Here is an 11,716-nt window from a genome sequence, read left to right as displayed (position 1 = left end):
CACTCAATAAAAAGCCGACGGGAGCAGCCCCCGTCGGCTCGGCATGTCGCATCACGCGCACAGTTTACAAGTATTTGCGCCAGTCGTCGTCATCCTCATCGTCCTCGGCAGCGGCCCGAGCCTGCTCGGCGGCACGGGCGGCCGCAGCGCGGGCGGCAACCTGGGCATAGGACTCCTCGTTGCGCTCGGGGAAGTTTGCCAACACGTGCTCGAACTTGGCGAAGTCCTCGTCCCAGCGCGTAGAGGGCACAGCAAAGAAGACCTGCTTGACCTTGAAGTCGCCCGATGCGAGCTCCTTGCGGAAGAGCTCAGCCACGGCCTCGGCGTCAAAGCCGTTGTTGTCGCAGCCCCAAGCGCCCAGTACGAGCTTCTCGCGACCCAGCTCGTCGCAGATGGCGAGCACAAAGCGGATACGGTCGCGCAGCGCGTCCAGCAGCGCATCGTCGCTCACGCGGTACTCCTGGCGTGCGCGCTTGGCATTGGGCGCGGCGGCCACGATCACATCGGCATACGCATGCACATGGTTGCGGTCAAAACGCACCGCAGGCACTACCAGCGCACGGTTGCGGTAGAGCTCGCAGTTGATATTGCGGCGACGGTTCTCGCCATACCACTTGCGCTGCTTGTCGAGCACGTTGTACAGATACGAATCGGCGCAGAGCGTAGCCTCCTGGCCCAGATAGCCCTGGATGTAGCCGCCACCCGGGTTGGTGAACGAGGCAAAGGCGAGCACTGCCATGTCGCAGAACTGCGCATAGCCGCGGCCGTTGTCCAGAATGGCCTGCGTGGCGGAGGCATCAAGCACGGTGACCTCGGGCAGAGTCGGAGCGGGCTCCTCGGTAGGCGCGGACTCGGTCTCTGCGGGTTCCTCGGCAGGCGCAGACTCGTCCGTGACCTCGGTCTCGACGGACGCAACCTCAGCGGCCTCGACCTCGGCGGACTCAGACTCCTCGGCAACCTGCTCCTCGGCAGCCGCAGCCGCCTGGGCCTTGGCCTTCATCGCCGCGACAAAACCGGCAGGCATACCGTCGAATTCGCGCACGCCGGCAAGCGAGCGCTCGATATCCTTGGCACACGCCTCGGACACAGTTGCCACGTGACGCTCGGCGGCCTTGGCACGGGCCTCGCGCTTGGGGTTGGGCTGCCCTGCGCGGCCGGTCCTGCGGTTACGGTTCCTGTTGTCGACGTCTGCCATAAGTGGTCACCTTTCCTGTCGCTGCCGTTATCGGCTTTTCCCATCCATGATACCCCGCCGCGTACAAAAAAGACGGCCCCGAAGGACCGCCTTTCGCATTGATTTACGCGCACGGCAAGCACCGCTGCAACTCGCCGCTAGTCGCGACGACCAAGGATATTCAGGATGCGCAGGAACACGTTGATGATATCCACGAACAGGTTGGACGCCATGAGCACGGCGTTGGGCAGCGTGGGCGGCACCGTCGTGGCCACATAGGTGTCGTAGCCAATAAAACCGGCGAACACCACGATTACGATCAGGTCGGTAATAGACTGCGAAACACCCATAAACATCAGCACGATCTCGATCAGGATCGTGGCAAGCAGAACGCCAAAACCGATGCCGTACACGCGCTGGAAGAACTTGGGGAAGGTCACGCCCAGCGCGCCAAAGACAAAGGTGATGGCGGCGGTGGCGATAAAGGCGGTGTTGATGGTGGGCAGGTCGTAGTTGGCAAGGCCAAACGACGCGGTCAGGCCAAAGGTGCTCGCAAAGATCACGTAACCCGTGAGCGACAGGCCCACAGACTGCTTGCCCGCGGCAGCCGACATCATGACAATGCCGACGATGGTCAAAATAAACGAGCCAAAGACCAGCGGCAAAGCGGCGCCGCTCATCATCATGCGGGCAAACGCCATGGTGCTCGTAAAGTAGGCGCCGGCACCCATGGCGCAAAAGCCCAAAAAGATCAGGGCGGACATGACAAGGTTGTACGCACGCGGCGACATCTCCTTGGCACGGCTTGCACCGGTCTCGATGGGGCCGTTCTGATAGCCCTGGATATCATTCATGCTTTCGTCCTTTCAGATAGCGCCGCGACAGCAGCGCCTTAAGCGACAAGATTCCTGCCATTGTACCCGAATGCCGCGCCCTCTTACCTGCGGCGCTCACCCTCGAGCGTGCGGTCAAACGCCCAGACCCACCAACGCATCACGTGGGTCTGCGAGCCGTCCGGCCGTTCGTGCGCCTGGTCCTCCAGATACAACTCGGTCGCATGACCGCCAAAACGAACCTTATAGGTTGCCGTACGAATGCCGTGAACCGTCAGGCCAAACCCAGTGGTCGAGACAATCTCGTCAATCGTAAAGCAGCGACCGTCAACCCAGCAGACGGTGACCGGCACGACTTGTCCGCCCGCGAGGATGCGAGCCACGACGTCCACATACTGCTTGTGCACGCGCCGAGTTTTGCCATCTGCCTGTCGATATTCCATGCCCCTATTATCGAACGCATGTTTGCATATTGTAAAGCGAACAGGCTGTGGTTTTGGCGTGTCGGACCGCATGCGCACGTCCGCACGACGTGTTAGCAAAAAGAACACCGGAGGTCAACAGGGCTAATATTCAATTTTAGTACCCAATAATTCACTTCTCCCATCAGAACTCGGTAAAGAAACCCGCAGGAGGTGATACGATTTATCATGTTTTTGTAACGTGTCTGCAAACTTCGAGAAAGCCCATATATGGACGTAACGTTCTCAACCTTCCTCGGCCAACTTGTGTCGAACCCAGTCCTTGCCGTCACCGTGATTCTCGCGCTCGGCGCCATCTTCGTCAACGGATGGACCGACGCGCCCAACGCCATCGCGACCTGCGTCACTACGCGTTGCATGCCCGCCCGCGCTGCCATTCTCATGAGCGCCGCATTCAACTTCCTCGGCGTGCTCATCATGACGCACTTTAACGCGAGCGTCGCCAACACCATCTCACATATCGTCGACTTTGGCGGAAATAGCACCATGGCGCTCGCGTGCCTGTGCGCGGCGCTGTTCTCCATCGTCGTCTACGGCGCCACAGCGTCGCGTTTTGGCATCCCCACCTCGCAAAGCCACAGCCTTATCGCCGGCCTGACCGGTGCCGCTATCGCCCTCGGCGGCGCGAGCAGCGTCAACGTCCACGAGTGGATGAAGGTCATCTACGGCCTGGCGCTCTCCATCGGCCTGGGCTTTGTCATGGGCTGGGTCCTGTGCAAGCTCGTCTCGATTCTTTTTGCCGCCGCCAACAGGCGACGTGCCAACGTCTTCTTTAAATACGCTCAGATCGCGAGTGCCGCGGCCATGAGCTTCATGCACGGCGCGCAGGATGGACAAAAGTTCATCGGCGTGCTCTTTTTAGGCGTGGCCTTCGCCAACGGCCAGACGAGCGTCGGCGATGCCGGCATCCCCATCTGGATTATGCTGCTGTGCTCGGCCACTATGGGTATCGGCACCAGCGTGGGCGGCGAGCGCATCATCAAGTCCGTCGGCCAGAGCATGGTTAAGCTCGAGAAGTATCAGGGTTTCTCTGCCGACCTCGCGGGCGCCGCGAACCTGCTACTTGCCACCCTTACCGGCATCCCCGTGTCATCCACGCACATCAAAACCTGCGCCATCATGGGCGTCGGCGCCGTCAAGCGCCTCTCAGCCATCAACTTCGGCGTCGTCAAGGACATGATGTTCACCTGGTTCTTCACCTTCCCCGCTTGCGGACTCATCAGCTTTTTCATGGCCAAGCTGTTCATGATGTTCCTCTAGTCAAACCGAGTGTCCATCCGGACCGCAACACTTCGCCTACCCGTCTTCGCCTCGAAAGGACCCACCCATGGCAAAGAAACCCAATTCGTTCTACTTTGACAACTACGTCGCCTGCGCCGACCTCGCCGTCCAGGCCGCCGAGCTGCTTACCCAGATTTTTGAGAACTTCGATCCCGCGAAGATTCACGATATGCTCGAGGAGATGCATGCCATTGAGCATGCGGCAGACAAGAAGCACCACGAGCTTGAAGACGCCCTGCTCACCGCCTTTATCACCCCGCTCGAGCGCGAGGATCTGAATCTGATGAGCTGCTCACTCGACACCGTGCTCGACCGCATCGAGGGCGTCGTGCAGCGCGTCTACTTCACCAACATTCAGAGCATCCATCCCGACGCCATCGTCATCGCCCACAAGGTGACCGACGCTTGCCGCGCCATGAAGGACCTGATGGTCGAGCTGCCCAACTACCGCAAGTCCAAAACGCTGCGCGAACTGGTCATCCAGATCAACACCATCGAGTCCGAGGCCGACGAGCTCTACATCAACGCCATGCGCAACCTGCACGTCAACGGCAAGGACCCGCTCGAGGTCATCGCCTGGCGTGACGTATATGCCTTCCTGGAGTACTGCGCCGACTGCTGTGAGAATGTGGCCGATGTCGTGGATTCGATTGTCATGAAGAACAGTTAATTAGCTGTACGTATCCCACCGGTCGCGGGCCCGACCACTAATGCCTTTCTCACTCCGGCTGCTTTGCAGAGTCGTTCGAAAGGTATTAGTGGTCGGGCCCGCTCCCTTACGTACCGCCATTGAAACTTTGGCTGATGGTTTGGGTGTAATGAGGTCTTGGCTGATGCGGCCCTTGATGCTCGAAAGAATACTTTGGGGCTGTGCTGAGCGTTTGGGTGGGTGTTGCTTTGGGTACCTTTTTGGTTGACTTGGGATTGATTCGTTGACTTTGGAGGGCTTTGTTATGAGCTACTTGGATTTGGCTCGTTCTCGGTATTCTTGTCGTTTGTTTGAGGATCGTGCTGTGGAGCGGGCGGTGATTGATGCTGTTGTTGAAGCTGGGCGGATTGCTCCTTCTGCTTGTAATAATCATCCTTCTCGTGTGATGGTGCTGGATACGCCCGAGCTGTTGGAGAAGGCTGCTGCTTGTCAGCCTCGGTTTGCTCGTGATGGGTCTATCTTTGGGGCTCCGCTTGTCTTCCTCATTTGCAGCGTTACCGATGATGCTTGGGTGCGCCCGTATGATCAGATGAATTCCAGTGAAATCGATACGTCCATCGTGTGTGATCAGATGATGATGGAGGCCACCGAGCAGGGCCTGGGAACGTGCTGGGTGTGCCATTTTAAGCCTGAGGTGGCCCGTGAGCAGTTCGACCTGCCCGAGGGTGTCTATCCCTATCACATGCTCGTCTGTGGCTATCCTGCCGACCATATCGCCGACCCCGAGCATCGAGAGGCCCGCACCATTCCCCTCTCCGACTTCCTCCTCAAGTAGATTTTTGGGACATGCCGCAAAACCTACCCTTGACCGCTCACCCGTTCACCGAGTTCTGCGCCACTATGTGCAGGGCTCGGTTTTTTATGTTGCGCACCCCTGCACACCCTGCACAGTCATAAAAAAAGACCCGCAAGCTGCGGGTCCTTTCTAGGCACTAAATTGTAGGCCGAATGTTAGTCCAGGTCGTCGGCAGCGAAGTTGTCGATCGGGGCGAAGGGATCGGCCACGGGGACAACCGGATCGGCGACGGGCAGCGGCTCGGCGGGAACAGTCACCGCAGGAGAAGCGGCAGAACCAACCGGCGTGGAGGCCATGAGGTCGGCCGGGAAGGAGTTCTGGGCGTCGTCCATAAAGTGCTGGATGAGCTTGAGGTACTCGGCCTTGAACTCCTCGCGGGAAGCCTTCAGACGGTCGATTTCCTCGAGCTCGGCCTGCTTCTCGGTCAGAGCCTGGCGGATAACCTCGCGGGCCTTGGCGTCAGCCTCGTTGCGGATACGCTCAGCGTTCTCATTGGCATCGTTGACGATGGTCTCAGCGGTCTGCTGGGCAGCGATCAGGGCAGCGGAAATCTGGCGCTCCTGAGCGGAGAAGTCAGGGGCGGGAGCGGCCACGGGGGCGGCAGGGGCGGCCTGGGCGGCGGTATCCTGAGCCTGGGCAAGCTGAGCCTGTGCATCGGCAAGCTGCTGCTCAGTAGCAGTCAGACGGCCCTTAAGGTCGACGATCTTAGCGAGCATAGCGTCAACCTCGGAAGACAGCGTCTCCAAGAAGACGTCGACCTCGGCAGGATCGTAGCCACGCTTGGCCTCAGAGAAAGTCTGAGCCTGGATGTCTGCAGGGGTAATAGCCATAACAAGTCTCCTTTTTCATCGCCTCGGCGCTACACGCCCGACGTAAGTTACTAAGTCAGTTCTATACGAGTATACCTATAAGAAGCTGCAGAACCAGTCTCTGCACCAACTGCAACGCAATAATCGCAACGACCGGCGAAAAATCAACGCCGCCCATCGGCGGGATAAACCGACGAAAGAGGTTGAGCCACGGGCCGCAGACGCTATCGAGCACTGCAGCGATATCCTGCAGCAGGCCGCCCTGCTTCATGGGAATCCACGTCATAAAGCAATAGACCACGATGAGCGTGGAGTAGAAGTTGAACAGCGTGTTGACCAGCTGGACAATGGTGTAGATGTTGATGAGAATCTCCTCGTCTTGGGTTTACTTAAGGTAGCCGTCGGCACGAAGCTTCTTGAGGTCCGAATCCTTGACCTCGCAGCCGGCGGGCAGCACCATGAACACGCGATCGCCCACTTCTTTGACCGTAGCGCCCAGGCCACAGGCAAAGCCATAGCTAAAGTCCAGGACACGCTTGGCGACCTCGGTGCGAACGCCGACAAAAATCAGCGCGACGGGCTGTTTGGTACGCACACGACGGACAACGGTCTCAACGTCATCATAGCTCTCGGGACGCAGGACATAGGCAGGCAGCTGCGGCGTGGCGTTGATGATGTTGCTCGCATAGGCCGAGGCGTCGCTCGGCGCAGGGGCGGGCGCAGGCGCCGCGGCGCGAGCACGGGCGCTCTCGGCATAGCTCGACGGCGTGTCGTAGGCGCCGGGACGATAGCCACCGGTGACCGTATCCTGAGAACGCGACGGCGGATTGTACGTCGTTGCATGACGCGAGTCATCGCCGACCAGCTGACCGGAGCGCGTATACACGGCAACCGACTCAGCTTCACCGCGGCGCGTCTGGCCCAGCAGGCCGTTGCTCGGCTCGTCCTGGGTATAGAAGCCCTCGCCCGAAGCACCACTGTAGCCGCCGCCCTGATAGCCGTCGTCGTAGCCGTCATCGTAGCCGTAGTCGTCATCCTGGCTATAGCCCTGGTCGTAACCCTGCTGGCCGCCCAGGTGCATCTTATTTTTAATCTCGTCAAGGAAGCCCATGGTTGTGTCCTCTCACGGTTTAGTGCAGGCGCTCTGTAAACCAGTGCGCACTTCAGAGCCCTATTTTACTGCAAACTCCGGGCTAAATACTACCCTGCCCAGGCGAACGAGCGTAGAGCCCTCCTCAAGGGCAGGCTCAAAGTCCTCGCTCATGCCGCAGGAAAGCTCAGGCAGGTTCAAATCGGGATGCGCTGCCTCCAGCTCATCCCTCAGCTCACGAAGCCCCGCAAAGGTGCGGCGTGCCACATCCTTATTCCCCCGGGGCGCCATAGTCATAAGCCCCTGCACGCAAATTCCCTCAAGCTCTGCAAGCTCACCCGCGGCGGCGCGAATCTCATCGGGCGAAAAACCGCCCTTGGACTCCTCGCCGCTCACGTTGACCTCAATCAGCACCTGCTGGGGAGCAACCAGCTCGCCCGCCTCGATCTTACGAGTCGCACGGCTCGAGATAGCCTGCGCCAGATGAAGCGACCCCACCGAATGGATTAGCTCGGCTGAGCCCAGCACCGCATTGATCTTGTTAGTCTGAAGGTTGCCGATCATATCGAAACGCACCTCGGGCAGCTCCGGATGCTCCGCCAGACCCGTAAGCTTGCGGACGAGCTCTTGCGGGCGGTTCTCGGCAAAATGGCGATACCCCGCCCGAATGGCCGCGATGGTCTCGTCGACGCCAACGGTCTTGGACACGGCAATCAAACGCGCGGCATCGTGGGGCCTCCCAGCGCGATCGAGCGCGGCATAAAAGCGCTCGAGTATCTGCTCGCGGCGAGCGCGCATCAAGTCAAAATTGTTATCCATGGCAAATCGCCTCCGCAGACAGCACAACAAGTAGTTCCATGCTAACGCAAGAGCGCGGCCCCGCATCCGCAAGGCCGCGCTCCCTCAGGTATTTACAATCTCTCAACGAGCGGAGCTACCCTACTCCTCGTCGTCCTCGCCATCGTCTTCATCCTCAAGATGATCCAGCAGGTAGCGCAGGCCCTCGCTAACCTCGTTAGCAGGCACCTTGGCAACGTAGCGCGCGTCGACGGCGGGCCTCATGATAACACCCTCGCCCGAAGGCACACGCATGCTCTCGAGCTCATCCTCATCAGTGCGGGCGATATCGCCGGCGTTCATACGCTGACCAGTCAACAGGAAGGTCAGACGGCAAGCGGCATCGATGGAAATCGAAGCGATGCGATCGAGGTAGCGTGAAACCATGATGGCGCGACGCAGGTCGTCATAGTTGCTGTCGTCGTCCATAAAGTCGCCCGTATCCATACGGTTAAAGGTGCGGAAGAACTTCTCGTAGGCAGCGTGCACTGGCTCGTCCTCGACGGCCAGGTTGCAGATGATGGACATGTCATTGGTGACGAGCGCAGAAAGCGAAGAGCCCAGCACCTGGTAGACGGCCTCAGCCTCGGCCTCGACCGTGCCGACAAGCTCCTTGGGCAGCGAGATGTCGGCCTTGATCATATGACGCGTGGCGCGGCAAATCTGACGGACCTTATCGGTCATGCGCTGCAGGTTAAAGTCAACATAGATGATCGTCTGAAGCAGGCGGAAGTCGGAGGCGACCGGTGACTGCGTGGCAATCAGGTTGTAGCAGACGGCCTCCAGGTTGGCGCAGCGTGCGTCAATCGAAAGCGTGCGCTTCTTGGTCTTGGTGGCGAGCTTGCGGTCGTCGGTCACATAGGCCTTTACGGCATCGTGGAGGGCCAGATCGACGGCCTCATAGATGCTCAGCATCTCGTGACGGGCCTCGATGAGCTGACGGGAAAACAGTTTGCGCATGGTTCACTCCAATCAGTTGGGTGCGGTCATGCCGCCCGCACAGTGAATACGCACCGGACTAGGTCCGATCGGCTTGGGACTAGTCGCACCGATCAGCCAAAGCGGCCGGTGATATAGTCTTCCGTACGCGAGTCCACCGGGCTGGTGAAGATCGCGTCGGTTTGACCATACTCGATGAGCGTGGCGGGCTCGCCGGCAACTTCCTGCAAGAAGAATGCGGTGTAGTCGCTGATACGAGCTGCCTGCTGCATAGAATGCGTGACGATGATAATCGTCATCTCGGGCGCCAGCTCGGCCATCAGATCCTCGACCTTAGAGACGGACGTGGGGTCGATGGCGGAGCAGGGCTCGTCCATCAGAAGGACATCGGGTTGCACCGCAAGCACGCGGGCGATGCACAGACGCTGCTGCTGACCGCCCGAGAGCGCCAAACCATCCTTGTTGAGCTGATTGGATACCTCTTTCCAGAGGTTGGCGCGCTTGAGCGATTCTTCCACGATGTCATCGAGGTCGCTTTTGCTAGTCACGCCCTGCAGACGAGGGCCAAAGGCGACATTCTCGTAGATGGATTTGGGAAACGGGTTGGGCTGCTGAAAGATCATGCCCACGCGACGACGGAGGTCGACCGGGTCGACACCCTCGGCATAGATATCATTGCCGTCGAGCGTCATGGTACCCTCGACGCGGGTACCCTCGATAAGGTCATTCATACGGTTGATGCAACGCAAAAACGTTGACTTGCCGCAGCCTGAAGGGCCAATGAAGGCGGTGATGGCGTTTTTTGCGATGTTGAGGTCGAGCCCCGTCAGCGCATGAAAGTCACCGTACCAAAAGTTGAAATCCTTGGCCGTGATGGCTGCTTGCTCCGGCGTGGGAGCGGACTGATAGACGGACATGGGACTCCTTAATTAGCGGCGTTTGCGCGACAGGTAGCGCGCAAACAGGTTGAAGGCCAGAATAATCGCCATCAGCAAAAGCGCGGTGCCGTAGGCCGCGTTCATGTTGATGCCGTCGTTGGCAAGCAGGTACAGGTGAACCGTCATGGGGCGGCCGGAATCGAGCGGCGAAATAGGTAGATTGATGGCCTGGCCCATGGTGTAGAGCACCACGGCGGTCTCGCCGATGGCGCGGCCGATGGCAAGGACGATGCCGGTGGCAATGCGACCAAAGGCCGAAGGAAGTACGATCTTGGAGACGACCTGCCACTTGGTGGCGCCCAAGCCGTACGCGCCCCAACGGATATAGCGCGGAACGGCGCGAATGGCCTCTTCGGTGGTGCGCATGACGATAGGCAGCATCAGAAGCGCCAGCGCCAGAGCGGCAGAGACCATCGAAAGGCCCAGGCCCATGGCCTCGACAAACAAGGCGTAGCCAAACAGGCCCATAACGATGGAGGGCACCGACGCCAAAGCGTCAGCAGCGTAGCGTATGAGCTCGACGACCTTGCCCTGCTTGGCGTACTCGGCCAGATAGACGGCTGCCAGCACAGCGATCGGCGTGCAGATAAGCATGGCGAGCGCCGTCACGTAGACGGTCGAGACGATCGTGGGCCAAATGCCGCCCTCGGCGTTGACGCCCTGGGGCCAACCGAAGATAAAGTCGAACGAGATATGCGGCAGACCGTTAATGACCACGTAAGCGATGATAGCGACCAGCACCAGCGTGGTGATGTATGCTGCGGCACGGAACACGCCAAGCATGATCTTATTGGACAGGTCTTTGTTGATGCGGCCCTTCTTGCCGTGGGAAAGGGCACGCTTGATGCGCTCGCGCGACGAGGTCGTATCGACCGTCGTGTCAACGGAATCGGACATAGCCTACCCCCTCTTCTTCTTGGAAATCAGACGGACGATGCCCACCAGCGCGGCGGAGATGATAAACAGGACCACACCCATGCCGAACAGCGCCGAGCGGTGCAGACCCGAGGAATAGCTCATGTCGAGCGCGATCTGGCTCGTGAGCGTCGAGATGGGGCTCGCAATGCTGTCGGGAATAACCGGAGCGTTACCCACGACCATGAGCACGGCCATGGTCTCACCGATGGCACGGCCCATACCCAGCACGATGGCATCCACGATACCCAGCTTGGCGGCAGGTAGCACGACCTTATAGATGGTCTGCCACTTGGTGGCGCCCATGGCATACGATGCCTCGCGAATGCCCATGGGAATGGAATTGAGAGCATCGATGGTGAGCGTGGTGATGGTAGGGACGATCATGATAGCAAGCACGAACCACGCCGTCAGCGCACCAAAACCAAGACCGCCGGTCAGTTGCGCGATAAACGGACGGATGATGATCATGCCAAAGAAACCGTAGATGATGGAGGGAATGCCCGCCAGCAGGTCGACGGCGGGGCTGATGAGTTTGCGCACGCGCTTGCTGGCGATCTCGACCAGATACACGGCCGTGCCCACGCCCAGGGGCACACCCATGGCGAGCGCACCGACGGTCACGAGACCCGAGCCGGCCAGCAGCGACATAATGCCGTAGTGGCCCTCGGAGGGCGCCCACGTAAAGCTGAAGAAGTCCGCCAGGCCAATGTCGGTAAAGACGGGCAGCGCCGAGTACGTGGTAAAGACAAAAATCAGGATGACGGTAACGACCGCCAAGAACGCGCAGGCGAAGAAGACCCACTGCAGCGCCTTCTCCTTGATATAGGTACTGCGCGATACGAGCGCCAGCTCGCGCTTCTTGGGCGCCTGAACATTCTGCTCAGTCTGGGAGTTTTCCCGTGTTTCCATG

At 59.5% G+C, this 11,716-nt stretch carries 14 protein-coding genes; 3 read left to right on the top strand and 11 right to left on the bottom strand.

Annotated features, from left to right (window positions below; translation table 11 throughout):
- Window positions 1-64: 64 nt before the first annotated feature.
- From DXD94_RS00175 to DXD94_RS00165, 3 genes are all read right to left on the bottom strand, one after another.
- Complete coding sequence (locus tag DXD94_RS00175; RefSeq protein WP_117762851.1) at window positions 65-1,195, bottom strand: TIGR02452 family protein; 1,131 nt, start codon at window positions 1,193-1,195, stop codon at window positions 65-67.
- Between the two features lie 137 nt (window positions 1,196-1,332).
- Window positions 1,333-2,028 (bottom strand): Bax inhibitor-1 family protein, encoded by a 696-nt coding sequence (locus tag DXD94_RS00170; RefSeq protein ID WP_117762850.1) that lies wholly within the window; start codon window positions 2,026-2,028, stop codon window positions 1,333-1,335.
- Window positions 2,029-2,111: 83 nt separating this feature from the next.
- A complete protein-coding gene (locus tag DXD94_RS00165; protein WP_158564758.1) occupies window positions 2,112-2,450 on the bottom strand; it encodes a hypothetical protein in 339 nt (112 codons plus the stop codon).
- Window positions 2,451-2,699: 249 nt separating this feature from the next.
- Between DXD94_RS00165 and DXD94_RS00160 the strand changes: the two genes are divergently transcribed.
- The 3 genes from DXD94_RS00160 to DXD94_RS00150 all read left to right on the top strand — a co-directional run bounded on the left by DXD94_RS00160 (window position 2,700) and on the right by DXD94_RS00150 (window position 5,254).
- Window positions 2,700-3,749, top strand: coding sequence for an inorganic phosphate transporter (locus DXD94_RS00160; RefSeq protein WP_117734962.1), 1,050 nt, complete (start codon window positions 2,700-2,702; stop codon window positions 3,747-3,749).
- 67 nt (window positions 3,750-3,816) lie between these two features.
- Window positions 3,817-4,440 carry a DUF47 domain-containing protein gene (locus tag DXD94_RS00155; protein WP_117734961.1) on the top strand — a complete coding sequence of 208 codons (624 nt, stop codon included), beginning with the start codon at window positions 3,817-3,819 and terminating at the stop codon, window positions 4,438-4,440.
- 283 nt (window positions 4,441-4,723) lie between these two features.
- The gene (locus tag DXD94_RS00150; protein WP_117762848.1) at window positions 4,724-5,254 is read left to right on the top strand and encodes a nitroreductase family protein; all 531 of its coding nucleotides are present in this window, start codon (window positions 4,724-4,726) and stop codon (window positions 5,252-5,254) included.
- Between the two features lie 176 nt (window positions 5,255-5,430).
- Here the strand turns inward: DXD94_RS00150 and DXD94_RS00145 are convergent, their stop codons facing one another.
- From DXD94_RS00145 to pstC, 8 genes are all read right to left on the bottom strand, one after another.
- Window positions 5,431-6,105 (bottom strand): DivIVA domain-containing protein, encoded by a 675-nt coding sequence (locus DXD94_RS00145; protein WP_117734960.1) that lies wholly within the window; start codon window positions 6,103-6,105, stop codon window positions 5,431-5,433.
- Between the two features lie 61 nt (window positions 6,106-6,166).
- On the bottom strand, window positions 6,167-6,412 hold the full coding sequence (locus DXD94_RS00140) for a YggT family protein (protein ID WP_199406628.1): 246 nt from the start codon (window positions 6,410-6,412) through the stop codon (window positions 6,167-6,169).
- Between the two features lie 57 nt (window positions 6,413-6,469).
- Complete coding sequence (locus DXD94_RS00135) at window positions 6,470-7,195, bottom strand: cell division protein SepF (protein ID WP_117734958.1); 726 nt, start codon at window positions 7,193-7,195, stop codon at window positions 6,470-6,472.
- Window positions 7,196-7,255: 60 nt separating this feature from the next.
- The gene (locus DXD94_RS00130) at window positions 7,256-7,993 is read right to left on the bottom strand and encodes a YggS family pyridoxal phosphate-dependent enzyme (RefSeq protein ID WP_117762847.1); all 738 of its coding nucleotides are present in this window, start codon (window positions 7,991-7,993) and stop codon (window positions 7,256-7,258) included.
- 120 nt (window positions 7,994-8,113) lie between these two features.
- Entirely contained in the window at window positions 8,114-8,971 is an 858-nt protein-coding gene (locus DXD94_RS00125) for a PhoU domain-containing protein (protein WP_117734956.1), read from the bottom strand.
- A 92-nt stretch (window positions 8,972-9,063) separates the two neighbouring features.
- A complete protein-coding gene (gene pstB / locus DXD94_RS00120; protein ID WP_117647229.1) occupies window positions 9,064-9,867 on the bottom strand; it encodes a phosphate ABC transporter ATP-binding protein PstB in 804 nt (267 codons plus the stop codon).
- A gap of 12 nt (window positions 9,868-9,879) precedes the next feature.
- Window positions 9,880-10,785, bottom strand: coding sequence for a phosphate ABC transporter permease PstA (gene pstA, locus DXD94_RS00115; protein WP_117762846.1), 906 nt, complete (start codon window positions 10,783-10,785; stop codon window positions 9,880-9,882).
- Window positions 10,786-10,788: 3 nt separating this feature from the next.
- Complete coding sequence (gene pstC, locus DXD94_RS00110; RefSeq protein WP_117762845.1) at window positions 10,789-11,715, bottom strand: phosphate ABC transporter permease subunit PstC; 927 nt, start codon at window positions 11,713-11,715, stop codon at window positions 10,789-10,791.
- Window position 11,716: the final 1 nt, after the last annotated feature.

The organism is Collinsella sp. TM10-22 (assembly GCF_003466125.1).
Lineage (GTDB): Bacteria > Actinomycetota > Coriobacteriia > Coriobacteriales > Coriobacteriaceae > Collinsella.
This window is presented reverse-complemented; position numbering and strand designations above follow the sequence as displayed.

Excerpts from the sequence above, each read along its gene's own strand:
- DXD94_RS00175 (WP_117762851.1), bottom strand. The coding sequence starts at position 1,195 with ATGGCAGACGTCGACAACAGGAACCGTAACCGCAGGACCGGCCGCGCA.
- DXD94_RS00170 (WP_117762850.1), bottom strand. The coding sequence starts at position 2,028 with ATGAATGATATCCAGGGCTATCAGAACGGCCCCATCGAGACCGGTGCA.
- DXD94_RS00165 (WP_158564758.1), bottom strand. The coding sequence starts at position 2,450 with ATGGAATATCGACAGGCAGATGGCAAAACTCGGCGCGTGCACAAGCAG.
- DXD94_RS00160 (WP_117734962.1), top strand. The coding sequence starts at position 2,700 with ATGGACGTAACGTTCTCAACCTTCCTCGGCCAACTTGTGTCGAACCCA.
- DXD94_RS00155 (WP_117734961.1), top strand. The coding sequence starts at position 3,817 with ATGGCAAAGAAACCCAATTCGTTCTACTTTGACAACTACGTCGCCTGC.
- DXD94_RS00150 (WP_117762848.1), top strand. The coding sequence starts at position 4,724 with ATGAGCTACTTGGATTTGGCTCGTTCTCGGTATTCTTGTCGTTTGTTT.
- DXD94_RS00145 (WP_117734960.1), bottom strand. The coding sequence starts at position 6,105 with ATGGCTATTACCCCTGCAGACATCCAGGCTCAGACTTTCTCTGAGGCC.
- DXD94_RS00135 (WP_117734958.1), bottom strand. The coding sequence starts at position 7,195 with ATGGGCTTCCTTGACGAGATTAAAAATAAGATGCACCTGGGCGGCCAG.
- DXD94_RS00130 (WP_117762847.1), bottom strand. The coding sequence starts at position 7,993 with ATGGATAACAATTTTGACTTGATGCGCGCTCGCCGCGAGCAGATACTC.
- DXD94_RS00125 (WP_117734956.1), bottom strand. The coding sequence starts at position 8,971 with ATGCGCAAACTGTTTTCCCGTCAGCTCATCGAGGCCCGTCACGAGATG.
- pstB (WP_117647229.1), bottom strand. The coding sequence starts at position 9,867 with ATGTCCGTCTATCAGTCCGCTCCCACGCCGGAGCAAGCAGCCATCACG.
- pstA (WP_117762846.1), bottom strand. The coding sequence starts at position 10,785 with ATGTCCGATTCCGTTGACACGACGGTCGATACGACCTCGTCGCGCGAG.
- pstC (WP_117762845.1), bottom strand. The coding sequence starts at position 11,715 with ATGGAAACACGGGAAAACTCCCAGACTGAGCAGAATGTTCAGGCGCCC.